The sequence below is a fragment of the Burkholderia sp. NFPP32 genome (assembly GCF_900119325.1).
Classification (GTDB): domain Bacteria; phylum Pseudomonadota; class Gammaproteobacteria; order Burkholderiales; family Burkholderiaceae; genus Burkholderia; species Burkholderia pyrrocinia_C.
Genome location: NZ_FPJP01000016.1, coordinates 91,784 through 117,778 on the forward strand (window position 1 = coordinate 91,784; position 25,995 = coordinate 117,778).

Here is a 25,995-nt window from a genome sequence, read left to right on the forward strand (position 1 = left end):
GCACGTAATCGTTACATTGAGTGGTGTAACGATAGTGCGTGCGGACGTGGCAGACAAGCGGGGGAATTAGACCGGCGCTTCTAGGGTCGACGCGCGGCGTGGTGCAGCGGGCCGCGGTACGCGGCTGGCAGGATTTACCTGCCCCCGGCGAGGCCGAGCACTTCGGCGGCGGAGATCATCGCGGCCGCGTTCGCGGGCGCCGGGCGTTCGGCCGGGCGGAAGACTTCGTCGCCGCGATGGATGACCTGGCGCGACAGTGCGCAGGTGCCGGTGCGCTGCGCGAAGCGGCGGCGCCAGCGCTGTTCGCCGTAGTGACAGCGGCCGGGTTCGACCCAGCGGACGACGAGCAGCGTATCGGACTGTTCGAGGATTTCGACGTGGACGTCGGGGGGATCGAGCACAGGCAGGGATTGGGAGGCCTTCATTTTGCCGTTTCCTAAAGCTCGTGCGGTTCGGTCGTGGCAGTGGATGTCACTACCCGATGGCGAATCCGTAGCGGGTTCCATGAGTGGTGCGCTAAATGTAAGCGTCTGTGACCGGAAAAAACATCCTGTCTGGCTCAAATTACCTTTTGCCGATTTAGAAACAATCCACGCTCATTTTTCTGGGGATCCACGGACAAAAACGCCCCGGACGGAAAGTCCGGGGCGGAAAATCGGCCCGCGCGCCGTGTCTGCTCGCCCAGACACGGAATACATCGCCGGGGGACGGAGTGCCCGCAGGGATCGAACGCGGGCGGGGAGGCGATGTATCGGAAGCGCGGTCCGGCAACGCCATGATGGCGCGCGCGTCCCGTTGAGACCCTGACGCGAACATGACTTTTTTGCCAGTTTGGCGCGGCAACCGCGCCGGGCGTGTGCGAAAAACCGGCCGAGAAGCCCGCCGGCATTGGGCCTGCATGAATCCGAAAGCGCGCTGCCATGGCCGGTCGAGCACCGGATTCTTGTCCATCCGCCGGATTTACCCGCCCGGGTAAATACTGAATCCCAAATTCGTGACAAACGCGCGATCACTCCCTATGATTGGTTGGACCTTTAGTCCTTTGTGCCAATCGGCCGACTAGCGGCCGGCTTTTACGGGAGAGGTGCTCATGAGATTGCAGGGCAAGCGGGCGCTGGTGACGGCGGCCGGGCAGGGCATCGGCCGCGCGACCGCGCTGCGGTTCGCAAGCGAGGGCGCCGACGTGCTGGCGACCGACATCAACGAAGCCGCGCTCGTGCGGCTCGCGGCCGACGCCGAACGCGCGGGCGGCCGGCTGACCACGCGGCGGCTCGACGTCACCGATGCGAACGACGTCGCGGCGCTCGCCGCGAGCGAACGCGCGTTCGACGTGCTGTTCAACTGCGCGGGCTACGTGCATCACGGCTCGATCCTCGACTGCGACGACGACGCGTGGGCGTTTTCGCTGAACCTGAACGTCACGTCGATGTACCGGCTGATCCGCACGCTGCTGCCCGCGATGCTCGCGGCGGGCGGCGCGTCGATCGTCAACATGTCGTCGGCCGCGTCGAGCGTGAAGGGCGTGCCGAACCGCTTCGTGTACGGCACCACCAAGGCGGCCGTGATCGGCCTGACCAAGGCGGTGGCCGCCGATTTTGTCGGTCAAGGCATTCGTTGCAACGCGATCTGCCCCGGCACGGTCGAGTCGCCTTCGCTCGAGGCCCGTATCGCCGAGCAGGCGCGGACGCAGAACACGACCATCGACGCGGTGCGCGCCGCATTTGTCGCGCGCCAGCCGATGGGGCGCGTCGGTACGGCGGACGAGATCGCCGCGCTGGCAACCTATCTGGCATCCGACGAGTCCGCATTTACCACCGGCGCCATTCACCTGATCGACGGCGGCTGGTCAAACTGACCGTGTCAAGCTGACCGCGCCTTCCCATTCACTTTCCGTTTCGGTTCAGACGATATGAAACTGCTGAGATTTGGCGACAAACACCATGAAAAACCGGGCCTGCTCGATGCGCAGGGCCACATCCGCGACCTGTCCGGCGTGATCGACGACATCGCCGGCGACGCGCTGTCGCCGGCCTCGCTCGCGCGGCTGCGCGACATTCCGCCGTCGTCGCTGCCGCTCGTCGAAGGCACGCCGCGGCTCGGCGCGTGCGTCGGGCGCGTCGGCAAGTTCATCTGCATCGGGCTCAACTATTCCGATCACGCGGCCGAATCGGGGATGGAGGTACCGAAGGAGCCCGTCGTGTTCGGCAAGTGGACGAGCGCGATCTCGGGGCCGAACGACGACGTCGAGATCCCGCGCGGCTCGGAGAAGACCGACTGGGAAGTCGAGCTCGGCGTGGTGATCGGCCAGGGCGGCCGCTATATCGACGAAGCCGACGCGCTGTCGCACGTCGCCGGCTACTGCGTCGTGAACGACGTGTCGGAGCGCGAATACCAGCTCGAACGCGGCGGCACGTGGGACAAGGGCAAGGGCAACGACACGTTCGGGCCGCTCGGCCCGTGGCTCGTGACGGCCGACGAAGTGCCCGATCCGCATGCGCTGCGGCTGTGGCTCGACGTCGACGGCCACCGCTACCAGAACGGCTCGACCGCGACGATGGTGTTCCGCGTGCCGCACCTGATCAGCTACCTGAGCCGCTTCATGAGCCTGCAGCCGGGCGACGTGATTTCCACCGGCACGCCGCCGGGCGTCGGCCTCGGGCAGAAGCCGCCCGTCTACCTGCGCGCCGGGCAGGTGATCACGCTCGGCATCGACGGGCTCGGCGAGCAGCGCCAGCGCACCGTGCAGGCCTGATTTCCTTTAACGGACGGTTCGTCATGCCTATCATTCGATCGATGCGCGTCCTCGACGTGCGCTTTCCGACCTCGCGCCAGCTCGACGGCTCCGATGCGATGAATCCGGACCCCGATTATTCGGCGGCCTACGTCGTGCTCGAAACCGACCGCGACGGGCTCGAAGGTCACGGGCTCACGTTCACCATCGGGCGCGGCAACGAAATCTGCTGCGCGGCGATCGACGCGATGCGCCACCTCGTCGTCGGCCTCGACCTCGACTGGATCCGCGAGGACATGGGCCGCTTCTGGCGGCACGTCACGTCGGACAGCCAGTTGCGCTGGATCGGCCCCGACAAGGGCGCGATCCACCTGGCGACCGGCGCCGTCGTCAACGCGGTGTGGGATCTGTGGGCGAAGGCGGAGGGCAAGCCGCTGTGGCGGCTCGTCGCCGACATGAGCCCCGAGGAGCTGGTGCGCGCGATCGACTTCCGCTACCTGACCGACTGCCTGACGCCGGACGAAGCGCTCGACCTGCTGCGCCGGCAGGCGCCCGGCAAGGCCGCGCGGATCGCGACGCTGGAGCGCGACGGCTACCCGTGCTACACGACGTCGGCCGGCTGGCTCGGCTACAGCGACGACAAGCTGCGCCGGCTGTGCCGCGAGGCCGTCGACGCGGGGTTCGACTACGTGAAGCTGAAGGTCGGCGCGAACCTCGAGGACGACATCCGCCGCGTGACGATCGCGCGCGAGGTAATCGGTCCGGATCGCAAGCTGATGATCGATGCGAACCAGGTGTGGGAAGTCGACGAGGCGATCGACTGGGTGCGCGAGCTCGCGTTCGCGCGGCCGTGGTTCATCGAGGAGCCGACGAGCCCCGACGACGTCGAAGGGCATCGCAAGATCCGCAAGGCGATCGCGCCCGTGCAGGTCGCGACCGGCGAGATGTGCCAGAACCGCGTGCTGTTCAAGCAGTTCATCGCGCGCGGCGCGATCGACGTCGTGCAGATCGACGCGTGCCGGCTCGGCGGCGTGAACGAGATTCTCGCGGTGATGCTGATGGCCGCGAAGTACGGGCTGCCCGTGTGCCCGCATGCGGGCGGCGTCGGGTTGTGCGAGTACGTGCAGCACCTGTCGATGATCGACTACGTGTGCATTTCCGGCACGAAGGAAGGGCGCGTGACCGAATACGTCGATCACCTGCACGAGCATTTCGTCGAGCCGTGCGTGGTGCGCGGCGCGGCGTACGTGCCGCCGACGGCGCCCGGCTTCTCGATCGAGATGAAGCCCGAATCGCTGGAGCAGTACCTGTTCCGCGGCTGAAGCACGGCGACGCACGTTGCACGACGCGCGTCGTGCGCGGCGACAACATGAACGACGGAGACGCGAAGTGGATTTGAACCTGCAAGACAAGGTCGTGATCGTGACCGGCGGTGCCTCGGGCATCGGCGCCGCGATCTCGATGCGGCTCGCCGGCGAAGGTGCGATTCCGGTGGTGTTCGCGCGCCACACGCCCGACGACGCGTTCTGGCGCGAGCTTGTACAGAGGCAGCCGCACGCCGCGTGCGTGTCGGTCGAACTGCAGGACGACGCGCAATGCCGCGATGCGGTCGCGCAGACCGTCGCGCGTTTCGGCCGCATCGACGGCCTCGTCAACAACGCGGGCATCAACGACAGCATCGGCCTCGACGCCGGGCGCGACGCATTCGTCGCATCGCTCGAACGCAACCTGATCCACTACTACGTGATGGCGCACTACTGCGTGCCGCACCTGAAGGCGGCGCGCGGCGCGATCGTCAACATCTCGTCGAAGACGGCGGTCACCGGGCAGGGCAACACGAGCGGCTATTGCGCATCGAAGGGCGCGCAGCTCGCGTTGACGCGCGAATGGGCCGTCGCGTTGCGCGACGACGGCGTGCGCGTGAACGCGGTGATCCCGGCTGAGGTGATGACGCCGCTTTACAGGAACTGGCTCGCCGGCTTCGACGATCCCGATGCGAAGCTCGCCGAAATCGCCGGCAAGGTGCCGCTCGGCAAGCGCTTCACGACGGCCGACGAGATCGCCGATACGACCGTGTTCCTGCTGTCGGCGCGCGCATCGCACACGACGGGCCAGTGGTTGTTCGTCGATGGCGGTTATACGCATCTCGACCGCGCGATCGGCTGAATGCACCGGAACCCCGACCCCATGCAACCCGACCCGAACCTGAACGCCGCACCGCCGCTGATTGCGTTGAGCGGCATCGGCAAGCGCTTTCCGGGCGTACAGGCGCTCGACGACTGCCGTTTCGACCTGCATGCCGGCGAAGTGCATGCGCTGATGGGCGAGAACGGCGCCGGCAAATCGACGCTGATGAAGATCCTCGCGGGCGTGTATCAGCGCGACGACGGCGAGATCCGGATGGACGGCCGCGCGGTGGAGATCGCCGATCCGCGCGCTGCACAGGCGCTCGGGATCGGCATCATCCATCAGGAACTGAACCTGATGAACCACCTGAGCGTCGCGCAGAACATCTTCATCGGCCGCGAGCCGCGCGGCCGCTTCGGCGTGTTCGTCGACGAAGACAAACTGAACCGCGACGCGGCCGCGATCTTCCAACGGATGCGGCTCGATCTCGACCCGCGCACGCCGGTCGGCCGACTGACGGTCGCGAAGCAGCAGATGGTCGAGATCGCGAAGGCGCTGTCGTTCGACTCGCGCGTGCTGATCATGGACGAGCCGACCGCCGCGCTCAACAACGCGGAGATCGCCGAGCTGTTCCGCATCATCCGCGATTTGCGCGCGCACGGCGTCGGCATCGTCTACATCTCGCACAAGATGGACGAACTGCGCCAGATCGCCGATCGCGTGACCGTGATGCGCGACGGCAAGTACGTCGCGACGGTGCCGATGGCGGAAACGTCGATGGACGCGATCATCGCGATGATGGTCGGCCGCCAGCTCGATGCGGAGCACCGCACGCCGCCCGATACGTCCGCGAACGACGTCGCGCTCGAAGTGCGCGGGTTGTCGCGCGGCCGCGCGATCCGCGATGTGGGCTTCACGCTGCGGCGCGGCGAGATCCTCGGCTTCGCGGGGTTGATGGGCGCGGGCCGCACCGAGGTCGCGCGCGCGGTGTTCGGTGCGGACCCGGTCGACGCGGGCGAGATCCGCGTGCACGGCAAGACCGTGACGATCCGCACGCCGGCCGACGCGGTCGCGCACGGGATCGGCTACCTGTCCGAGGATCGCAAGCACTTCGGGCTCGCGGTCGGGATGGACGTGCAGAACAACATCGCGCTGTCGAGCATGCGGCGCTTCGTGCGCCGCGGCTTGTTTCTCGATGCGCGCAAGATGCGCGACACCGCACAGGCGTACGTGCGGCAGCTCGCGATCCGCACGCCGTCGGTCGCGCAGCCCGCGCGGCTGCTGTCGGGCGGCAACCAGCAGAAGATCGTGATCGCGAAATGGCTGCTGCGCGACTGCGACATCCTGTTCTTCGACGAGCCGACGCGCGGCATCGACGTCGGTGCGAAAAGCGAGATCTACAAGCTGCTCGACGCGCTCGCCGCCGACGGCAAGGCGATCGTGATGATCTCGTCGGAACTGCCCGAGGTGCTGCGCATGAGCCACCGGATTCTCGTGATGTGCGAAGGCCGCGTGACCGGTGAATTGCGCGCGGCCGACGCCACGCAGGAAAAGATCATGCAGCTCGCGACGCAGCGCGAGTCGACCGTATTGTCCTGATTCAGACGCTTACCCGATCATGTCCAACGATACGCATCCCGTTCCGCCCCTCGCTTCCGGCGATTCGCCGGCCGGCGCATCCGGCTTCCGCGCCCGCTTCTTCAACCCGGCCGCGCGGCAGAAGCTGCTCGCGTTCGCGAGCCTCGTGCTGCTGATCGCGTTCTTCAGCATCGCGTCGCCGAACTTCCTCGAAGTCGACAACCTCGTCACGATCCTGCAGGCCACCGCCGTGAACGGCGTGCTGGCTGTGGCCTGTACCTACGTGATCATCACGTCGGGCATCGATCTGTCGGTCGGCACGCTGATGACGTTCTGCGCGGTGATGGCCGGCGTCGTGCTGACGAAGTGGGGGATGCCGCTGCCGCTCGGGATCCTGGCCGCGCTGTGCTTCGGCGCGCTGTCCGGCTGCGTGTCGGGCTTCGTGATCGCGAAGATGAAGGTGCCGCCGTTCATCGCGACGCTCGGCATGATGATGCTGCTCAAGGGGCTGTCGCTCGTGATCTCGGGCACGCGGCCGATCTATTTCAACGACACGCCGGGCTTCACGTCGATTGCGCAGGATTCGCTGATCGGCAACCTGATTCCCGCGCTGCCGATTCCGAACGCGGTGCTGATCCTGTTTCTCGTCGCGGTCGGCGCATCGATCGTGCTGAACCGGACGATCTTCGGCCGCTACACGTTCGCGCTCGGCAGCAACGAGGAAGCGCTGCGGTTGTCCGGCGTGAACGTCGACGCGTGGAAGATCGCGGTCTACACATTCAGCGGCGCGGTGTGCGGGATCGCCGGGCTCCTGATCGCGTCGAGGCTGAATTCCGCGCAGCCCGCGCTCGGGCAGGGCTACGAGCTCGATGCGATCGCGGCCGTCGTGATCGGCGGCACGTCGCTGTCGGGCGGCGCGGGCAGCATCGTCGGCACCATCATCGGCGCGTTCATCATGAGCGTGCTGACCAACGGCCTGCGCATCATGTCGGTCGCGCAGGAATGGCAGACGGTCGTGACGGGCGTGATCATCATCCTCGCCGTCTACGTCGACATCCTGCGCCGGCGCCGCCGCTGACGCGCCCACGCAGATGCTTCACCGCCGGCTCGGCCGGCATCCCAGCAGATACCAACCAAGGAGACGCGAAGTGATCAGGAGCAAGGTGTTGAACGCGATCGTCGGGCTGACGTTCGCCGTCGGCGTGACGGCCGGCGCGCAGGCTCAGGAAACCTACATCCCGCTGATCTCGAAGGGCTTCCAGCATCAGTTCTGGCAGGCCGTGAAATCGGGCGCGATGCAGGCCGCGAAAGACTACAAGGTGAAGGTGACGTTCGAAGGGCCCGAGACCGAGGCGATGGTCGACAAGCAGATTGACATGCTGTCGGCCGCGATCGCGAAGAAGCCGGCCGCGCTCGGTTTCGCGGCGCTCGACAGCAAGGCCGCGCTGCCGTTGCTGAAGAAGGCGCAGGCCGAGAAGATCCCGGTGATCGCGTTCGACTCGGGCGTCGACAGCGACATCCCGGTGACGACCGCCGCGACCAACAACAAGGCCGCCGCGTCGTTGGCTGCCGACAAGCTCGCCGCGCTGATCGGCGACGAAGGCGAGGTGGCCGTGGTCGCGCACGACCAGACGAGCCGCACCGGCATCGACCGCCGCGACGGCTTTCTCGAACGCATGAAGTCTGCGCACCCGAAGGTGAAGGTCGTGACCGTGCAGTACGGCGAAGGCGACCAGCTGAAGTCGACCGAGGTGACGAAGTCGATCCTGCAAGGGTATCCGAAGCTCAAGGGGTTGTTCGGCACCAACGAAGGCTCGGCGATCGGCGTGGTCAACGGCGTGCGCGAAATGAAGCGCAAGGTCGTCATCGTCGGCTACGATTCCGGCAAGCAGCAGAAGGACGCGATTCGCAGCGGGCTGATGGCCGGCGCGATCACGCAGAACCCGGTCGGGATCGGCTACAAGACGGTTGAGGCGGCCGTGAAGGCGATCAAGGGCGAGAAGATGCCGAAGGTCATCGATACCGGTTTCTATTGGTACGACAAGACCAATATCGACGATCCGAAGGTCGCGGCGGCGTTGTACGACTGATTGCCGTGTCATGGCGTCGCCGCCCGTGGCGGGTAGCGGGTGCGGCGAACGCGGCGGCGAGTGGCGGCATGTGACGGCGGAACACGAGGACACCATGGGCGCAGTGCGTATCGATTCCCATCAGCACTTCTGGCGTTATCGCGCGGCCGACTATCCGTGGATCGGCGCCGGCATGGGCGTGCTCGCGCACGACTACCTGCCCGACGCGCTGTGGCCGCTGATGCATGCGCAGGCGCTCGGCGCGTCGATCGCGGTGCAGGCGCGCGCGGGGCGCGACGAGACGGCGTTCCTGCTCGATCTCGCGCGCGACGACGCACGCATCGCGGCGGTGGTCGGCTGGGAGGATCTCGGTGCACCGCAGCTTGCCGACCGTATCGCCGAATGGCGCAGCCCGAAGCTGCGCGGTTTTCGTCACCAGGTGCAGGACGAAGCCGATGCGGGCGCGTTCGTCGCGGATCCCGGCCTCAATCGCGGCATCGCGTGGCTGCAGGCGAACGGCTATGTGTACGACGTGCTCGTGTTCGAGCGCCAGTTGCCGGCCGTGCGCGCGTTTTGCGCGCGGCAGGATGCGCACTGGCTCGTGCTCGATCACGTCGGCAAGCCGGCGCTGGCCGAGTTCGAGCGCGACGAAACCGCGTTCGCGCGCTGGCGCGCCGCGTTGCGCGAACTGGGCGCGATGCCGCATGTCGCGTGCAAGCTGTCGGGGCTCGTGACCGAGACCGACTGGCGGCGCGGCCTGCGCGCGCAGGACGTCCGGCATATCGAGCAGTGCCTCGATGCGGCGCTCGACGCGTTCGGGCCGCAGCGGCTGATGTTCGGGTCGGACTGGCCCGTGTGCCTGCTTGCCGCGTCGTATGACGAAGTCGCGTCGATCGTCGAGCGCTGGGCCGAATCGCGGCTGTCGGCGGCCGAGCGCAACGCGCTGTGGGGCGGCACGGCCGCGCAGTGTTACGGGGTGCCGGCGTGAGTGCGCGGCTTCGTCGGACAACTGCCGGCGGGCACGGTGGCATATCGATGGTTGCAGCCGCATCGATGCGCAGGCCGGCGCACGGGCCCCGGCATATAAAATAGGCGCGAACGGTCTGCGCGATTCGTCGGACCGAAACCGATTACCAGCGTCAAACGTATGTCCATCCAGCCGATTCAGAACCGCCGCCTCTACCAGCAGATCGCCGACAAGCTCAGTGCGATGATCGAGTCCGGTGATTTTCCGCCGGGCAGCTATCTGCCGCCCGAGCGCGAACTGGCCGAACGGTTCGGCGTGTCGCGCACGTCGGTGCGCGAAGCGCTGATCGCGCTCGAAGTGAGCGGGCTCGTCAGCGTGCGCGTCGGCGACGGCGTGAAGGTGCGCCATCCCGAAACGGTTGCCGCGCCCGAGCCCGAACCCGAAACGAAGGCCGCGCCTTTCACGATCGTCGAGATCGATCCCGAACTCGGCATCGCGCTCGACCTCGACACCGAAATCCCGCCGTTCGCGCTATTGCAGGCGCGCCGCCTGATCGAACCGGAAGCCGCGTCGCTCGCCGCGCAGCACGGTTCGGACGAGCAGATCGAAGGGATCCACGAAGCATTCCTGCGCAATCAGGACGACAACCGCAGCGGTTCGCTCACGCATCCGGGCGACCGGCTGTTCCATATCCGCATCGCGGAGGCGAGCGACAACCCCGCATATGCGTTGATGATCAAGCAGTTGCTCGCGCACAAGTACGACCCGATGTTCCAGCGGCTGCAGTCGCTGTACATGCCGAACGACATGCCGCACCGGTCGGAACTGGAACACCGCGCGATCCTCGACGCGATCCGCGCGCGCGACCCGGAGGCCGCGCGCCGCGCGATGGCCGACCATCTCGACGAAGTGATCCGCATCTTCGGCCGCGCGCTCGACTGAGCGCGTGCGTTGATCTTCTACGCGCTCGGAATCAGAAGCGGTCGGCGCGATAGGGCGCCGGATCGGTGAAGGGCGTCTCGCCCGTCATCATCTCGGCCAACAGCCGGCCGGTGACGGGGCCGAGCGTCAGCCCGTGATGGTTGTGCCCGAACGAGAACCACAGCCCGCGATGCGCGGGCGCGGGGCCTATCACCGGGCGCATGTCGGGCGTGCATGGCCGGAAGCCGAGCCACGGCTGCGGGTCGAGCCGCTCGCCGAAGCCGAACACGGGCCGCGCGACGCGTTCCGCGCGTTCGAGCTGCACGCCGGTCGGCGGCACGCCGCGCCGCGCGATCTCGACGCCGGTCGTCAGCCGCAGCCCGCGCCGCATCGGCGCGATCACGTAGCCGTATTCGCGATCGACGATCGGCGCCGACGGCACGCCGCGCGCGGACGGCGCGTAGTGCATGTGATAGCCGCGCTTCTCGCGCAGCGGAATCTTGTAGCCGAACTTGCCGAACACCGTGTCGGACCACGGGCCGAGCGCGACGACGACGGCCGGTGCGGCAGCCGTGCCGTCCTGCGTGCTGACCTGCCAGCCGGGCGACAGCGCGTCGAGGCTCGCGGCGTCGCCGGTCAGCAGCGTGCCGCCGCCTTGCACGAAGAGCTGCGCGTACGCTTTGACGAGCGCGGACGGATCGACGACGCTTTTCGGATCGAGCCAGTGCAGCGCGCCGCAGAAGCCCGGTGCGAGGCTCGGTTCGTGCGCGAGCAGCGCGGCGGCATCGAGCGGCGTGATGCCGAGCCCGTGGCGGCGCGCGGTGAGTCCTGCCTCTGCCACGCTGCGTTCGAACGCGGTCGGCGTGCGAAAGGCTTCGAGCCAGCCGCTCGCGCGCACGAGTTCCCCGGCACCGGCCCGAGCGATCAGCACGTCGTGCTCGACGATGCAGCGCTCGATCAGCGGCAGCATGTCGCGCGAGGCTGCCGCGTGACGCAGCGGCGCCGATTCCCACCAGAACCGCGCGAGCCACGGCGCGAACGCGGGCAGCGACGCACTGTGCCAGTAGAGATCGGTCGAGCGGTTCAGCGCGTAGCGCATCAGCGTGAACGGGCTGCGCGGGAACGGATACGGTTCGATCGACGAGCGCTCGATCAGCCCCGCGTTGCCGAAGCTCGTGCCTTCGCCGGGCGCGCCGCGATCGACGAGGGCGACCTTGCGGCCGCGATCCTGCAGGTGCAGCGCGGCGGAGACGCCGACGATGCCGGCGCCGAGAACGATGACGTCGAAATCCATGGGGTGGAGATGGCGATTGATGGAGGTTGTACGTTAATGAATGGGCGAGACCCATGCCCAAAGGTTACGCCGACGTGCGACTGTCCGTCAGGATACTCTCGATGCCGTTCGATCTGCAGAACCAGGTCATGGCTTACCGGATTGGTGCTTCACGATTCGCGACATTGTGGAACGCGCCAAGGCGCGGCGTTCCTGGCGGAATTCTTGTCTTTCTGGCGTATGTCGACGATGGACAGTCGTCTCGCAAACGCGTAACTCCATGATTTAGAATGGGTTCGCCTGTTCTGTAGAGGGCGGCGTCCCAAGCCGCGGCCGGCGCGGGCGTTTCGTACGCGTTGGACGCACCGGCGGTGAGCGGGGGCTGCATCTGTCATGCTGACGATATTGGCCTCTTGAATTGATAGAGAAACAGGGATGAAACGAGAACCCGTGGCAGGCGTGCAGCCGGAAGTGTTGAGTTGGGCGAGGGAAACGGTCGGACTGTCGATCGACGAAGTCGCGACCATGCTTCGGATTCCGTCGAGCGAAGTGGCCGATTGGGAGGCGGGAACAGGCGCACCGACATACACCCAGCTCGAGAAGCTCGCGTATCAGGTTTTCAAGCGGCCGCTCGCCGTTTTTTTCCTTCCCGCTCCGCCCGACGAGAAAGTACCGCAGCGCGAATTTCGGACACTTCCCGAAGCGGACATGCGGTCGCTTGCCCGCGATACCTATCTGCAGATCCGACAGGCGCAGGCATTCCAGCTATCGCTGCGGGAGGTGTTCGATGGGCGCAATCCCGCGCGTGACATGATCTGGAAATCACTGGCCCTGTCGTTGTCGGAGCCCGTGCCCTTACAAGCCGGGCGCGTTCGCGATGCGCTCGGCATCACGCTGGTCGAGCAGACATCCTGGCGCAACGACGAGCTTGCTCTCAAGCAATGGAGAAGGGCCGTAGAGGAAGCAGGCGTCTTTGTCTTCAAGTCGTCATTCAAGCAGCGCGAGATCTCGGGTTTCTGCTTGATGGACGATGCATTCCCGATCATCTATCTGAACAACGGCACGACGAAGACGCGCCAGATATTCAGTCTGCTGCATGAACTCGCGCACTTGCTCTTGAACATGAACGGCTTGAGCAAGCTCGCTCCCGGCTACATCGATGCGCTTCCTCAAACCGAGAGGAAGATCGAGCGATTCTGCAACGCGATAGCGGCGGAGGTACTGATCCCGCACGCAGCTTTTGACACGTTCGTGGTACGGCTTCCCGTCGATGTCGAGTCTGCCTCCGACGAGGCGTTCGCCGAGCTGGCGAGCCATTTTGGCGTGAGCCGGGAGGCTGTGCTGCGGCGATTGCTGGATCAGGGCCGAGTTGGCCAGGCTTTCTATGAACATAAGGCCGGGATCTGGTCAGCCCAGCAGAGAGAGGCAACGGGCGGGAGCTACTATGCAAATCAAGGTGCCTATCTGAGCGACCGCTTTGCCCGGGAGGTCGTCGGCCGTCACTATCGGCATCAGATCACGCTAGAGCAGGCTGCCGATTTTCTTGGCATCAAGCCGAAAAGCTTTGCCGGATTTGAAGAGCATGTTCTTCACGGGGCCGGTGCATGATCTATGTGTTCGACACCAGCTCCATTCGATCACTTCAGCATTTCTATCCACGTGTTTTCAGAAGCATCTGGGACGGCATCGAAAAACTCGTTGGCCAACGGCGTTTGATTTCGACCAGAGAAGTCTTGAACGAGATCGAGCGACAGGCCGTCAGTGCAGATGTGTTGGCGTGGGTGAAAGGCCATCGATCATTGTTCACGATGCCGAACGCGGATGAGCTGCGGTTTGTCGCCGCGATTTTGCGGGTCAAGCATTTTCAGGCGCTGATTGGCCAACAGCAGCGTCTTAAGGGAACACCGGTTGCCGATCCATTCGTCATCGCCTGCGCGAAGATCCGCCAGGGGACGGTCGTGACCGAGGAAGGATGGCAGCACGCGAATGAAGGGCTTGTCGTCAAACCTCATGCGGCGAAGATACCCAATGTCTGCGCGCATTTCGAGATTCCATGTATCGATCTCGAGGAATTCATGCACCAGCAGGATTGGCGGTTCTGATCGATGCAACGCCCGAACAAGGGTGGTATGTCGCGCGCGGCCGCCGGTTGGCGTTGCGGCGCGGATGCAAAGTCTCTGCTCCGCCGGGATGAGGGCGGGGTAGTGTGTGAGCTAGCCGTGCGCCCAATCTGCTGATCAATTCGCTGCCGACCATGCCGAACCGACAATGGATGCCGTGCTTATCACCATCGTCGCGCGCAGCGAAAATTCTCCATACGTTCCGACGTTTCTCGCGGGTGTTTCCCACTGGTTGGTCGCGCGACTTTGTACCTAAGATGAAGGAATCATGCGCGTGATACGGTCCTGCGCGCGCATGGTTGAAGGCAGAGGGTAACGCCGGGGGGCAACGCCAGCGGATGTTTCCATCATGGATGCGAGAGTGTGCGCGGCGGCTGCCAGTCTTGCGACTGCAACGACGCCAACGGGCGCGGCGGCAATCGCCGCGCGGACGACGTCCGGCCGGCCCGGCCGGGTTGCCTCGCTGCGCCATGCGCTGATCGCAATCGTTTGCGTTCTCGGCGCGGCATCCGCCGTGCTCGCCGGGGCTCCCGCCGATGCGGGCGGCTCGCCTGACGCCGTGCGCATCGGCGCTGCCGCGAGCCCCGCCGATTCCGTCATTTCGTCACACGACTCCGCCGTGCGTCAGGTCGTGCTGGGCATCATCAGCTTCACGCACTGGCCGACGACACCCGTCCGCCTGCACCTGTGCGTCACCGGCCGGCCCGACTACGCGCGCGGCCTGACCGACACGCTGCAGGCCGGCTCGACGCTGCTCGACGTGCAGCGCGTCCGCTTCGACGATCCCTCGCTGGGCATGGCCTGCGACGTCGTCTATCTCGGCACCCTGAGCGACGACGAGAGGACGCGGGTGAGAGCCGCGGTGGCCGGCCATCCGGTTCTGACGATCTCGGAACACGATCCGTCCTGCACCGCAGGCGGCATGTTCTGTCTCAATGTCGACGGCGAACGCGTGTCGTTCGACATCAATCTCGACGCCGTGGCGCGCAGCGGCGTGCGCGTGCACCCGAACGTGCTCAATCTCGCGCGACGGCCGGGGGCGCCATGACACGGTTCGCGCCTCACTTTTCCCCTTCGCGCGTGCCGCGCCCGACGCTGCAAAGCGTGTTGCGTCGCGCACATCTGCGCCTCGCGTTCGTTGCCGTCGCGATGGCCGCCGTGTCGTTGATCGTGGTCGCCGTGATCGCATTGCGCGCGTATGCCGGCAACAACCTGAACCTGCTGGCGCGCTCGCTCGGTTATACGGTCGAGGCGGCGCTCGTGTTCGGCGACCGCGTCGCGGCGAACGAGGCGATCGCGATGATTGCCCGCGATGAGGACGTCGCGCAGGTGGCGGTCACGGACAGCAGGGGCCAGCCGTTCGCGACGTGGCAGTTGCCTGCCGGAAACGGGGTCGCCCGGCTCGAGCGCGGCGTCGCCGACCTTGCGCTGCCGGGGCCCGTGACGGTTCCGGTGATGCACGACGGCATCGTCGTCGGCCACGTCGTCGTGCGCGGCCGCGGGCACCAGTTCTTCGGCTTCCTGCTCGGTGGCGTGGGCGGCATTCTCGGTTGCCTGGCGGTCAGCGTGATCGGCGCGTACGTCAGCTCGAAGCGTCTGCTGCGCAACATCGTTTCGCCGCTGCGCGCGCTGGTCAGCGTGGCGCACGCCGTGCGGCGCGAGCGCGCGTTCGCGCAGCGGGTCGAGCCCGTGGCGATCGCCGAGCTGAACGAACTCGGCGACGACTTCAACGCGTTGCTCGACGAACTCGAAGACTGGCAGAACATGCTGCGCGACGAAAACGCGTTGCTCGAATACAAGGCGACGCACGATGCGCTCACGGGCCTGCCCAACCGCGTGCAGTTCGAGTCGCGCCTGGCGCTTGCGCTCGGCGAAGCCCGGACGACGGGCCAGCGGGTCGGCATCCTGTATCTGGACTGCGACCGCTTCAAGGAGATTAACGATTGTCTCGGCCACGACGCCGGCGACGCGGTGCTGATCGGCATCGCCGAGCGACTGCGCGCGCAGGTGCGCGAGGTCGATCTGGTCGCCCGCCTGGGCGGCGACGAATTCGCGGTGATGCTGTCTTCTGTGCGCGATGCGGGCAGCATGTGTCGCATCGCCGACGAGATATTGTCCGGCATGGCGCCGTCGATCGAGTTGTCCGACGGCCGCATGGTGGCCACCATGATGAGTGTCGGCATTGCGCTGTATCCCGACCATGCGTCGGACGCGAGCGGCTTGCTGCGCGCGGCGGATGCGGCAATGTACCGGGCCAAGCGTGCTCGGCCAGGATCGTGGCAGTTGGCCGAAGGAGTTGCGGGACCGGTTTGATTGATCGCTTCGCGCTGCGGGCGAGGCCGCGGCAGCGGATGACAAAAAGCGCGCCCAATGCGGGCGCACTCGAAGGGGATGCGAAATGAACCACTCGTTTCCTGTGAGCACGGGGCGGATGTGCGTCGCGAGCGCGCTGCTGCTGTGTTTGCTGCTGGGGGGCTGCAAGACACCGCCGCTTCATCGTGGGCTGACGCAGACGCAAGTCACGACGCTCAAGTCGGCCGGTTTCCAGGAGACCGAACAGGGTTTCGAGTTCGGCTCGGCCGGGCCGATCCTGTTCGATTTCGACCGCTATAACCTCAAGCCGGATGTGCGGCGGATCGTCGAGCGGATCGGGCGCACGCTCAGATCGGCGGAGATCAACGGGGTTCGGGTTTATGGGTACTCGGATCGGGAGGGGGCGGATGATTACGACTTCGAGTTGTCGAGGCGGCGAGCCGAGGTCGTGGCGATCGAGCTTGTCGATGTCGGGCTCGATGCGAAACGCATTGCGATCGTCGGGAAAGGGAAGCGCGATCCGGTGGGGGATAACCGGACACCGGCGGGGAGGGCGCAGAATCGGCGGGCGGCGATTGTGGTTTCGCCGCGGTGAGGAGAGGGGCGTCGCGCATGGGTACGCAACGATTGCGCGTGGGTCGTCTGCCGACATGCAAGCTGCTCAGCCATGTTGCTGAAAGCACGGATATCGGTACTTCATGGTGCGGTCAGTTGTAACTGTTTGCCATCATTGACACGCAGACACCCGAGCGCTTGCCCACAAGCAGCTGGCCTTTATGTTCGCGGCATGTGGCGCGGGTCATTGGCTGAAGCGTCGATTGAAGACCGGAGGCCGCTGGATAAATTCGAAACGAGATTTTCAGTTGCCCGAATAGAATCGTTCCGCTCGATTTTTTGAACGCCGCATCGCGGTTTGGCGAGCGCGGCGACGACCGGAACGTGTATGGCCATCGACCCCAAGGATTTGCTTCCGCACTTCGAACGCGAGATGGCGCTGCTGCGTCGTTCGATGCAGACGTTCTCGCAGCGTTTTCCTAAAATCGCCGCTCGCCTGGCGATCACGGGCGAGTATTCCGACGATCCGCACGTCGAACGTCTGTTGCAGTCGTTCGCATTGATGTCGTCGTCTCACGACGTCCGCCTCGAGGATGATGTTCCCGCGTTTACGCACGGCCTTCTCGAGACACTGCACGGCGCGTTCCTGCGTTCATTTCCTTCCTGCGCGATTGCGCAATTTCATGGCGACCTGACCGGCAAACGGACCGGGCCCCATGTCATCCCGCGCGGCGAGCAACTGATCGCACCGGTCGGCCGGGAAGTATTTCGCATGACGGACGAAGTCACGATTGTGCCGCTGACCGTCTCGGCGGTGCGTTATGCAACGTCGGCAATCGCGCCGCGAGACGCCGCGTTACCCGCCGAAACTTCCGGTTTGCTGACCGTCACGTTTGCGCTGACTTCGACGGAAGCCACGTTCGCGATCGTGCCGGACCGGTTGCGTCTGCACTTCACGGGCGCGCGTGAGATCGTCGCGGCACTCACGGACGCCGCCTTGCTTCTTGCCGTGCGAGGTTTCGTCGAGACGGACGATTCCGGGCGCTGGAAGCGTCTCCCGACCATGCCGTTCACGGCCGTCGGCCTCGAGCCAATCGACGCGCTGCTCGATATGCCGCATGACGATGCCCTCGGGCCATTTCACCTTCTGATGGAGTACTGCGCCGTTCCGGAACGTTTCGACTTTGTCGACCTCGACATGCGCCCACTCAAGCGGGCCGGGGGCGGCAGTCGTCGCGTCGCGCTGCACCTGGCGATCGCGGGCGTGCATCCGGACTCTCATCGCGCGCAACGCCTGGCCGCCGCGACGGCAGAGCATGTACGTTTGTTTTGTACGCCCGTGATCAACCTTTTCCCGGATGCCGCCGAGCCGATCGAGACTCGTCCCGGTTGCGCGTATTACCCGGTGAAGCCGCTTGCGCAGAAAAACGCGTCGCAGACGAACATCTGGTCGATCGACACGGTTCGTCAGACTTCCGACGCGGACACGTCGATCCTGGCACCGTTCCATTCGCTGCAGCACGGCATGGGCACCCATCCGGGGCTGTACTGGACAGTGTTGCGCGACGAGGCCCGGCGGGCGCCGAAGAAGCCCGTCGATCCCCAGGCCAAAGAGTCGGGCAAGAAACCGTCCCCGGACGAGATTGCCGACCTCCTCCATGGCGTCGAACTGGGACTGATCGACCGGGACGGCCAACCTGCCGATCCCGGGCGTCGCAAACTGGCGATCCGGCTGTCCTGTACCCAGGGCGACCTGTCCGGAATGCGGGAACGCGAACTGGCGTTGTGCGCGGGCGATCCGGTGGGGACGATCGCGCTGCTGAACCGGCCGACCCGGAGCCGGCCGCCCGCTTTCCGCTACGGAGAGCTGTGGAATGTATTGTCTTTGCTCGTGCCGCAGGCGATTCGCCTGGACAACGGCGGTCTGGCCCAACTGACGCGGCTCTGCGCCCGCTGGGCGGAATCCTCGGTCGACGCCGGGCGGCGCTTCGATGCGCTCGTCTCGTTGTCGACCGCGCGCGTTCGGCGCTGGCTGCCCGGCAAGCCTGCGTCGGCGTTCGTACAGGGGCTCGAAGTGCGGTTGGTGGTCGATGAGCAGCGTTTCGCCGGCTTCAGTCTTGGCGGGCTCGCGCACGTCATGGAGAGATGCTTCGCACCGCACGTGCCTGTAACAAGTTTCGTGCAGATTGTGCTGTTTTCAGCGCATACCGGTGCACTGCTTCGTCGCGGCCAACCCTGCTCCGGCGTCCAGCCGCTGGCCTAGTTTTTCGATTTTCGGGGCTCGAACGGAAACGTTTGCGGGCGTCTTTCGCGCGGTCGGATTTTGTCCTACATTAACGGGGCTTCGGGCCGGCCAGCCGGTCCACGGAACCTGAGATCACACGCAAGGAACAAGAATGAGTTTCGCTCCGAACGGGGGTATTCCCAATGGTTTGGGCGGCAGCGCGCTCGGCTCCTTGAGCGCGCTCGGCGGCCTGGCAGGCCCGGTCGCCTCGAGTGTTGCCGGGAGCCTCGGGCCGCTCGCGGGCCTGGCCGGGCACGTCGACACCGTCCAGCGTGCGATGCAGCTCGCGCAGACCGGCTTCTCGCTGATGGACAAGACGCCCGGCGCGGTTGCCGAGGCGATCAACGGCGCCGCCAACCCCGCGCGCCTGACCCAGCTCAATCGCTACGTCACGCTCGACACGCCGCTTGGCCCGGACGTGCTCCTGGTCAGCGCCGCCGTCGTCGACGAGTATGTGAATCGGTTGCCGGAAATCCATCTCGACCTGCTGTCGCATCGCCACGACCTGCGCCCCGACGACCTGATCGGCCAGCAGGTCAAGATCCGGTTCGATCAGCAGGCGCGCATGTCGACGCTCGAACGCGTCGTTGCATCGGGCGCCGGCGAGAACGACCGTTACTTCGACGGCTACGTCGCGTCGTTCGACCGGGCCGGCAATCCCGGCAATGTCACGCAGTACCACCTGACGGCCGTGCCGTGGTTCTGGTTCCTGACGCGCTCGACCGACTGCCGGATTTTCCAGAACAAGACCGCGCAGGACATCCTCACCGAGATTTTCCAGGAGCACGGATTCTCCGATTTCGTGTTCGACATTCGCACGAGCCAGAAGCCGCTCGAATACGTGGTGATGTACCAGGAGTCCTACTACAACTTCTGCGCGCGGTTGATGGAGCAGGAAGGGCTGGTCTGGACGCATCGCTACGAGAAGGACAAGCACATGCTGGTGATCGGCGACACGAATTTGCTGTTCCGCCCGATCGACGGGCTGGCAACCGTGCCGTTCGCCGCCACCGAGGCGAGCGAGGACAGCGGCATCGACCAGTTGCACGAAGGCCGGCGGTTTGGTGTCGGCAAGGTCACGTTCCGCGACTTCAATCATCAGAATCCGTCGTCGCCGCTGATGCTGGTGGAAGCCGGCCCGCAGAACCTCAAGCACGCGCGGCTCGACTCGACCGAGCGGTTCGAGCACCAGTCGCTGTACGACCACGGCGACGACGGCAACCGCTATGCGCGTTTCGCGATGGAGGCCGAGGAGGCGCAGGCCCATCGCTATACCGGCGGCGGCTACGCGTGGCGCATGACCACCGCCGGCGCCGTCAACGTGGCGAATCACCCGGTCCTCGAGAACAACCAGGAATACGTGATCCTGCACGTGCGTCACGAGGCGGTGAACGACTACACGCAGCACAGCGCAAAACTGCCGTACCGCAACAGCTTCGCGTTGCTGCCGAAGAAGATTCCGTATCGTGCGCCGCGCGCCACGCCGAAACCGGTGATTCACGGCACGCAGTCGGCGATCGTCGTCGGCCCCAAGGGCGAGGAAATCTATACCAACGGGAGTGCCGTGAAGGTGCACTTTCCGTGGGACCGGCGCGGCAAGAAGGACGGCTCCGACTCGATGTGGGTGCGCGTGTCGCAGCCGTGGGCGGGTGATGGTTGGGGGGCGGCTGCGATTCCGCGGATCAAGCAGGAAGTGCTCGTCGCGTTCAATCAGGGCGATCCGGACAACCCCGTGATCGTCGGCCGCGTGTTCAACGGCGAGCAGGGCAACCCGTACCACGGGGCCGCCGGCCAGACGATGGGGATCAAGAGCCAGACGCACAAGGGGCAGGGGTCGAACGAGATCCGCATGACCGACACGAACGGCATGCAGGAATTCTTCATGCACGCGCAGAAGGACATGAATACCGTCGTCGAGAACAACGAGACGCACAAGGTGCTCGGGCCGATGCGCACCGTTCTGGTGGCGACCGGTAGCGAAGAAAAGCAGATTCCGCAGGGCAACCTGACCGAGACGATCGCCGAGAAGCGCAGTACGACCGCGACCACCGTCGAGGTGACGACGCCTGCCAAGGACGGGGGCGGCGGCACGCAGGTCTACGTGGCCGAGCGCGGCATCCTGCTGAAGGTGCAGGACAGCTCGATCTCGCTCGCGCCCGAAGGCATTCGCCTCGAGCACAAGGGCTCCGTGATCCTGATGACCGACGACGGCGTGATGGTCAACGGCCAGCGCATCGATCTCAACAAATAACACGAACACAACCATGCACTACGCTATCCACGAAGGCACGTTCGAACTGCCGGACGCGGCGCTCGACCGCACCGTCAACATCCTCGTGATGAACGCCGGCCCCGGCGGCCTCAACCTCGTGATCGCCCGTGGGCGGCTGCGCGACGGGGAAGATATCGATGCGTTTGTCGCGCGCGAATGGGAAGTGGCGTCGCGCGATGCGAAGATGCTCACCGAGAAGGCGCGCCGGCCTGTGACGGTGGTGGGCCGTTCGGGCATCCAGATCGATTCCACGCTCGAGCGGGACGGCAGGCTCTGGCATCAACTGCAGACCATGTTTCCGTCGGACGACGCCGGCCGCGTGCTGGTGATGACGTTGACCAGCGCGGCACCGCTGACCGAAGAGCAGCAGGCGATCGCCGATCGCATGCTCGCCAGTTTCCAGCCGCGCGCGGCTCGACCGACCCTGCTCGGACCGGGTGACGCGTCGTGAGCGCGGAACACTTCGCGGCCGCGCGCTTCGAAGACCCGATCCAGCACACGTCGTTCTGGGGTGAGCTTGTAGGCACGGTCGGGTCGGTGATCGGCGGTGCCGTTGTCGGCGCATTGGTGGCGGAGGCGATGGAGGGGCTCGTGTTCGTCGGCCTGGCCGCGCTCGAAATCGGCACGGCAGGGCTGGCGACGCCGCTCGTGATTGCGATCGGTGTGGGCGTGGCGGTCGGCTCGGGCGCGCTGATGGAAGCGAGTGGTATGAACGAGGCCATCGACGACGGCGCCAAGGCGCTGGCTGACTCGATCGCGCCACCCGAGATCAAAGGCAAGATCGCCAGCGGTTCGGGGAACGTTTATGTCAATAACAAGGCCGCTGCGCGGGCGGCCCGGCCGGGGGATCTCGATACCGTCGCATGCCTGGATCACTCCAGCCCGCAGATGATTGCCGATGGGTCGGGGAGCGTTTATATCAACGATCATCCGGCCGCTCGCGTCGGCGACAAGACGACTTGCGACGGGACGATTGCTGAGGGTTCCGATAACGTTTTCATCGGCGGCGGCACGCAGCGGGTAAGGGACGTCAAGTCGGCAAGTCGGCTCGGGTGGTTGGGTGCGGCGCTCGGGATTGCGCTGGCGGTGTGTGGCCGCGGGAAGATGAGTTGGGGGCAGTTTCTGAAAGGCAAGCTGCCTTGCCTTGCGATCAATTTTGCGGCCGGTGCTTTCGGTACGTGGCTCGGCAGTTTGGCGAGGCCGTCAGCCGGTCACCCGGTCAACGTCATTACCGGCGGCAAGTTTCTCGATGGCACGGACGATACCGACTTCACATTGCCCGGGCCGCTGCCTATCGTGTGGCGACGTTTTTACAGCAGCCATGATGATCGTGCTGACAGTTTGTTCGGGCCGGGCTGGAGCGTGCCGATCAGTGTCGAGCTGCGGCTTGCGCGTGAACATGGCGAGGTCACGTCGATCACGTATTGGGACGAGCAGGGCCGCGACATCGTGTTCCCGGCCGTGCCGCCGGGTGAGAGCCATTTCAGCGTTCCCGAAGGCATTTACCTGATCTGTACTGCCGGCGGTCACTACGTGGTCGAGACGGTCGACGGTCTGTATCGCGATTTCGGTCGTGCCCGCACCGATGCGGACAGCGAGACGCTCAAGCTGTGGCGTCTCGAGGATCGCAACGGTAACTGGATCGAGGTGGAGCAAGAAGCGTCTGGTGAGGTTGTGCGGCCTGCGCGGCTGCATGACAGCGCAGGGCGCATGCTGACGCTGGCGTACGATGAGTCGCACCCTCGACGCATTGCCACGATCGAGCTGACTCGTGGCGTGGACGGCGAGCAGCCCGACACGCTGGTGCGTTATGCGTACAACGATGCCGGCGAGCTGGTGGCCGTTACCGATCGCAGTGGCCACACCGGGCGACGCTTCGCATACGAACACGGACTGATGGTCCAGCACACGTTGCGCGGCGGCCTGCAGTGCTTTTATGCGTGGCAGGGCGTTGGCCGCGACGCGCGTGTCGTGCGCCATTGGACCGATGACGGTGAGGCATACACGTTCAATGCGGACCTTGTTCAGCGTACGGTGACGATCACCGACCAGATCGGTCGCGTGACGCAGTGGACGTGGAACGAGGATCAGCAGCCGACGAGCCATACGGATGCCGATGGCCACGTTTGGCAATTCGAGTGGAACGCGATGCGGCAGTTGGTCAGTACGACCGATCCGGCCGGGCATACGACCCGCTTCGAATATGACGAGCGGGGGCGGCAGACGCAGCGTATCGATGCGCTCGGGCAGGTTGAGCGGACCGAGTGGAACGCTTACTACGATCTGCCTGTCGCGGAAACCGATCCGGCCAACTCGCGCTGGATCTACCGCTACGACGATCGCGGCAACCTGACGATGACGCGCGATCCGGCCGGCTTCGCGACCGAGTATCACCGGGACGAGCGCGGGCTTGTGCACACGATCCGCGATGCGCGCGGCGGTTACAAGTTCCTCGAATGGAATGGACGTGCGCAGCTGACTTCGTACACCGATTGTTCCGGCAAGGTCACGCGGTTTGGGTATGACGCACGTGGCGCGCTTGCGCGTGTGACCGATGCGGCGGGCCAGTCAACCGTGTACGAAGCGGATGCGATGGGGCGGGTCACAGGGATCGGGACGGCCGATGGCGCGCGTCAGATGTTTCGATACGATGCGGCCGGGCGTCTTGTCGAGGTCATTGACGCGAACCAGCGCAGCACGCGTTACGAGATCAATGCACGTGGATTGCTGCTTTCGCGGATGGACGCGGCTAATCGTGTCGTGCGGTTCGGCTACGACGATGCGTTCAGGCTCGCGAGCCTGACCAACGAAAATCGCGAGGCGTATCGCTTCCAGTATGACCGTCGCGATCTGGTTTCTGCGCAGATCGGCCTCGACGGCCACAAGCGCACGTACGAATACGATGTGTGCGGCCAAGGCACGATCGTACGAGATGGACAGATCGAGACGCGATACGAGCGCGACGCGATCGGGCGACTGACGGCGAAGCAAGCGACGCATGAGCGTTGTGAGTACCTGTACGACAAGGCGAGCCGAATCGCATCTGCCGAGTTGTACACGCTGGCCGCTCGTGGCCCGTCGCTGAAGAATCGGGTCAGCTTGAAATACGACGCGCGCGGAGCGGTTCTCGAGGAATACACGCCGACCGGCTGGCTCGCGCATACGTACGACGAGCTTGGCAACCGTGTCAGCACCACAATCTCCGGCGAGCGCACGATCGACTGGCTGCATTACGGCTCGGGACACGTGCACCAGATCCGCGTTGACGGCGCTGCAGTTGCCGACATAGAACGCGATGATCTGCATCGGGAGGTGCTACGAACGCAGGGCAAGCTGACCAGTCATTTCGGATATGACGCGGTTGGCCGTCGTGCGCGGCACGCTGCGCAGCGAGGCCGGGCGGCTGACGATCTGCTTGCTAAGCAGTGGCAATACGATGCAGCGGGCGACGTGATCCAGAAACGAGATCAGCGGCATGGCACGACGAGCTATCAATATGACCCGACTGGTCGCATTGAACAGGCGGCGGGGCCGGGATTGCCGTCGGAAGTGTTTCGCTGGGACGCGGCGGCCAACCTGGTGTCGAGCGATCATCCGGGCGGCTACGTCGAGCACAACCGGCTCAAGATGTTCGAGGACAAGCGCTTCGAGTACGACTCGTATGGACGGCTGGTTCGCAAGCTGAGCGGTCACGGGCCGGCCAAAGAGCTGATTCTTGAATACGACGACTGGAGTCAGTTGAAGACCGTCGTGACGAAGGACCGTCTTGGCATCGCGACGACGCATTTCGAATACGATGCGTTCGGCCGCCGGATTCGTAAGCTCAATGGCGGTTACGCGAGTACCGATTTCCTATGGGACGGCATGCGGCTCGTGCAGGAGGCGTATCACGATCGTCAGGGCGAGGAAGCGCTGACGTACTTGTACGAGGCCAATAGCTATGTGCCGCTTGCACGGATCGATCAGGGCAAGCCGGCGGCTAACGATGCCAATGCACGGGATGCGGTCTACTATTTCCACAACGATGTATCGGGGTTGCCGGAGGAGTTAACCGACGCAGACGGAGAGTTGATCTGGCAGGCCCGCTACAAGGTTTGGGGTAACGCGGTGCAGGAGGAATGGATCGCGCGGGCGCCGCAGTTGCCAACACCGGAGTGGGGAAATGTGCAAGCGTCGGCGCCGGCACCAACTCACGTGCCGCGACCACAGAATCTGCGTTTCCAGGGGCAGTATCTGGATCGTGAAACCGGGCTGCACTACAACACCTTTCGATTCTACGATCCGGACATCGGTCGGTTTATCACGCCGGACCCGATCGGGTTGGCGGGCGGGTTGAATCAGTATCGATATGGGCCGAATCCGCTGGCTTGGATTGATCCATGGGGGCTGACGTGCCTGAGTCAATGGAGCGGAAAGCGCGGTCGTGAAAAATCGATGTATGACTTGGAGCGAAACGGTTTCAACGTCGTTGCCGAAGAGGTGACAATGAAGGTGAATGGCAAGCGAATTCGGGCCGACTTCGTTGCGACGGACAGCCACGGGAACTATCACGTTTTCGAAGCCAAACATGGGTCAGGACGTCTGACGAAGAATCAAAGCGCATCTGGTGTATTCGACATGACGAGTCCATCGAATACCGTCGATGGCATTGGTGGTGGGGTAATTACTCCGTCAGCGGGAAAAACTGGGCAGTTCGAGATCGCAACTGGCAATAGAGATATAGGCGAGGTGCTTGGTGCGCGTGGTACTTCGTACGATGCAACATTCCATGTGCTGAAATATTGA

Annotated in this window: 20 protein-coding genes; 18 read left to right on the plus strand and 2 right to left on the minus strand. The window is 65.0% G+C overall.

Features of this window, described 5'->3' with window-relative positions; translation table 11 throughout:
• Positions 1 to 134: 134 nt before the first annotated feature.
• Positions 135 to 425, minus strand: coding sequence for a DUF3331 domain-containing protein (locus tag BT264_RS26085; protein ID WP_034180711.1), 291 nt, complete (start codon positions 423 to 425; stop codon positions 135 to 137).
• Positions 426 to 1,090: 665 nt separating this feature from the next.
• On the opposite strand from BT264_RS26085, the gene BT264_RS26090 reads away from it, so the two are divergent.
• The 9 genes from BT264_RS26090 (at position 1,091) to BT264_RS26130 (ending at position 10,414) form a co-directional block, all read left to right on the plus strand.
• Positions 1,091 to 1,855: an SDR family oxidoreductase gene (locus BT264_RS26090; protein ID WP_072441916.1), complete on the plus strand. Its 765-nt coding sequence runs from the start codon at positions 1,091 to 1,093 to the stop codon at positions 1,853 to 1,855.
• 54 nt (positions 1,856 to 1,909) lie between these two features.
• Positions 1,910 to 2,752 (plus strand): ureidoglycolate lyase, encoded by an 843-nt coding sequence (locus tag BT264_RS26095; protein ID WP_072441914.1) that lies wholly within the window; start codon positions 1,910 to 1,912, stop codon positions 2,750 to 2,752.
• Between the two features lie 23 nt (positions 2,753 to 2,775).
• Positions 2,776 to 4,053, plus strand: coding sequence for an L-fuconate dehydratase (locus BT264_RS26100; RefSeq protein ID WP_072441912.1), 1,278 nt, complete (start codon positions 2,776 to 2,778; stop codon positions 4,051 to 4,053).
• A 67-nt stretch (positions 4,054 to 4,120) separates the two neighbouring features.
• On the plus strand, positions 4,121 to 4,897 hold the full coding sequence (locus tag BT264_RS26105; RefSeq protein ID WP_072441911.1) for an SDR family oxidoreductase: 777 nt from the start codon (positions 4,121 to 4,123) through the stop codon (positions 4,895 to 4,897).
• Between the two features lie 21 nt (positions 4,898 to 4,918).
• Positions 4,919 to 6,457, plus strand: coding sequence for a sugar ABC transporter ATP-binding protein (locus BT264_RS26110; RefSeq protein ID WP_072441909.1), 1,539 nt, complete (start codon positions 4,919 to 4,921; stop codon positions 6,455 to 6,457).
• 19 nt (positions 6,458 to 6,476) lie between these two features.
• On the plus strand, positions 6,477 to 7,514 hold the full coding sequence (locus BT264_RS26115) for an ABC transporter permease (RefSeq protein WP_072441907.1): 1,038 nt from the start codon (positions 6,477 to 6,479) through the stop codon (positions 7,512 to 7,514).
• Between the two features lie 70 nt (positions 7,515 to 7,584).
• Complete coding sequence (locus BT264_RS26120) at positions 7,585 to 8,526, plus strand: ABC transporter substrate-binding protein (protein ID WP_072441905.1); 942 nt, start codon at positions 7,585 to 7,587, stop codon at positions 8,524 to 8,526.
• A 94-nt stretch (positions 8,527 to 8,620) separates the two neighbouring features.
• Positions 8,621 to 9,493: an L-fucono-1,5-lactonase gene (locus BT264_RS26125; RefSeq protein ID WP_072442064.1), complete on the plus strand. Its 873-nt coding sequence runs from the start codon at positions 8,621 to 8,623 to the stop codon at positions 9,491 to 9,493.
• Between the two features lie 159 nt (positions 9,494 to 9,652).
• Complete coding sequence (locus BT264_RS26130; protein WP_072441903.1) at positions 9,653 to 10,414, plus strand: FadR/GntR family transcriptional regulator; 762 nt, start codon at positions 9,653 to 9,655, stop codon at positions 10,412 to 10,414.
• A gap of 31 nt (positions 10,415 to 10,445) precedes the next feature.
• Here the strand turns inward: BT264_RS26130 and BT264_RS26135 are convergent, their stop codons facing one another.
• Positions 10,446 to 11,687 carry an NAD(P)/FAD-dependent oxidoreductase gene (locus BT264_RS26135; protein WP_072441900.1) on the minus strand — a complete coding sequence of 414 codons (1,242 nt, stop codon included), beginning with the start codon at positions 11,685 to 11,687 and terminating at the stop codon, positions 10,446 to 10,448.
• A 414-nt stretch (positions 11,688 to 12,101) separates the two neighbouring features.
• On the opposite strand from BT264_RS26135, the gene BT264_RS26140 reads away from it, so the two are divergent.
• The 9 genes from BT264_RS26140 to BT264_RS26180 all read left to right on the plus strand — a co-directional run bounded on the left by BT264_RS26140 (position 12,102) and on the right by BT264_RS26180 (position 25,995).
• The gene (locus BT264_RS26140; protein WP_072441898.1) at positions 12,102 to 13,274 is read left to right on the plus strand and encodes an XRE family transcriptional regulator; all 1,173 of its coding nucleotides are present in this window, start codon (positions 12,102 to 12,104) and stop codon (positions 13,272 to 13,274) included.
• A complete protein-coding gene (locus BT264_RS26145) occupies positions 13,271 to 13,768 on the plus strand; it encodes a PIN domain-containing protein (protein WP_072441897.1) in 498 nt (165 codons plus the stop codon). Before BT264_RS26140 ends, BT264_RS26145 begins: the two co-directional genes overlap by 4 nt.
• Positions 13,769 to 14,135: 367 nt before the next feature.
• Entirely contained in the window at positions 14,136 to 14,834 is a 699-nt protein-coding gene (locus tag BT264_RS26150; protein ID WP_072441895.1) for a regulatory sequestration protein YfiR, read from the plus strand.
• Entirely contained in the window at positions 14,831 to 16,099 is a 1,269-nt protein-coding gene (locus BT264_RS26155; RefSeq protein ID WP_072441893.1) for a diguanylate cyclase DgcN/YfiN, read from the plus strand. The genes BT264_RS26150 and BT264_RS26155 overlap by 4 nt, the downstream gene beginning before the upstream one ends.
• Before the next feature lie 85 nt (positions 16,100 to 16,184).
• A complete protein-coding gene (locus tag BT264_RS26160) occupies positions 16,185 to 16,694 on the plus strand; it encodes an outer membrane lipoprotein YfiB (protein WP_072441891.1) in 510 nt (169 codons plus the stop codon).
• Positions 16,695 to 17,042: 348 nt separating this feature from the next.
• A complete protein-coding gene (tssF, locus tag BT264_RS26165; protein ID WP_072441889.1) occupies positions 17,043 to 18,917 on the plus strand; it encodes a type VI secretion system baseplate subunit TssF in 1,875 nt (624 codons plus the stop codon).
• Positions 18,918 to 19,050: 133 nt separating this feature from the next.
• A complete protein-coding gene (locus tag BT264_RS26170; protein ID WP_072441887.1) occupies positions 19,051 to 21,189 on the plus strand; it encodes a type VI secretion system Vgr family protein in 2,139 nt (712 codons plus the stop codon).
• Positions 21,190 to 21,202: 13 nt separating this feature from the next.
• Positions 21,203 to 21,661 (plus strand): DcrB-related protein, encoded by a 459-nt coding sequence (locus tag BT264_RS26175; RefSeq protein WP_072441885.1) that lies wholly within the window; start codon positions 21,203 to 21,205, stop codon positions 21,659 to 21,661.
• Positions 21,658 to 25,995, plus strand: coding sequence for an RHS repeat-associated core domain-containing protein (locus BT264_RS26180; RefSeq protein WP_072441883.1), 4,338 nt, complete (start codon positions 21,658 to 21,660; stop codon positions 25,993 to 25,995). Before BT264_RS26175 ends, BT264_RS26180 begins: the two co-directional genes overlap by 4 nt.

Bases quoted from the DNA above. Each gene is read 5' to 3' on its own strand.
- BT264_RS26085 (WP_034180711.1), bottom strand. From the start codon at position 425: ATGAAGGCCTCCCAATCCCTGCCTGTGCTCGATCCCCCCGACGTCCAC.
- BT264_RS26090 (WP_072441916.1), top strand. From the start codon at position 1,091: ATGAGATTGCAGGGCAAGCGGGCGCTGGTGACGGCGGCCGGGCAGGGC.
- BT264_RS26095 (WP_072441914.1), top strand. From the start codon at position 1,910: ATGAAACTGCTGAGATTTGGCGACAAACACCATGAAAAACCGGGCCTG.
- BT264_RS26100 (WP_072441912.1), top strand. From the start codon at position 2,776: ATGCCTATCATTCGATCGATGCGCGTCCTCGACGTGCGCTTTCCGACC.
- BT264_RS26110 (WP_072441909.1), top strand. From the start codon at position 4,919: ATGCAACCCGACCCGAACCTGAACGCCGCACCGCCGCTGATTGCGTTG.
- BT264_RS26115 (WP_072441907.1), top strand. From the start codon at position 6,477: ATGTCCAACGATACGCATCCCGTTCCGCCCCTCGCTTCCGGCGATTCG.
- BT264_RS26125 (WP_072442064.1), top strand. From the start codon at position 8,621: ATGGGCGCAGTGCGTATCGATTCCCATCAGCACTTCTGGCGTTATCGC.
- BT264_RS26130 (WP_072441903.1), top strand. From the start codon at position 9,653: ATGTCCATCCAGCCGATTCAGAACCGCCGCCTCTACCAGCAGATCGCC.
- BT264_RS26135 (WP_072441900.1), bottom strand. From the start codon at position 11,687: ATGGATTTCGACGTCATCGTTCTCGGCGCCGGCATCGTCGGCGTCTCC.
- BT264_RS26140 (WP_072441898.1), top strand. From the start codon at position 12,102: ATGAAACGAGAACCCGTGGCAGGCGTGCAGCCGGAAGTGTTGAGTTGG.
- BT264_RS26145 (WP_072441897.1), top strand. From the start codon at position 13,271: ATGATCTATGTGTTCGACACCAGCTCCATTCGATCACTTCAGCATTTC.
- BT264_RS26150 (WP_072441895.1), top strand. From the start codon at position 14,136: ATGGATGCGAGAGTGTGCGCGGCGGCTGCCAGTCTTGCGACTGCAACG.
- BT264_RS26155 (WP_072441893.1), top strand. From the start codon at position 14,831: ATGACACGGTTCGCGCCTCACTTTTCCCCTTCGCGCGTGCCGCGCCCG.
- BT264_RS26160 (WP_072441891.1), top strand. From the start codon at position 16,185: ATGAACCACTCGTTTCCTGTGAGCACGGGGCGGATGTGCGTCGCGAGC.
- tssF (WP_072441889.1), top strand. From the start codon at position 17,043: ATGGCCATCGACCCCAAGGATTTGCTTCCGCACTTCGAACGCGAGATG.
- BT264_RS26170 (WP_072441887.1), top strand. From the start codon at position 19,051: ATGAGTTTCGCTCCGAACGGGGGTATTCCCAATGGTTTGGGCGGCAGC.
- BT264_RS26175 (WP_072441885.1), top strand. From the start codon at position 21,203: ATGCACTACGCTATCCACGAAGGCACGTTCGAACTGCCGGACGCGGCG.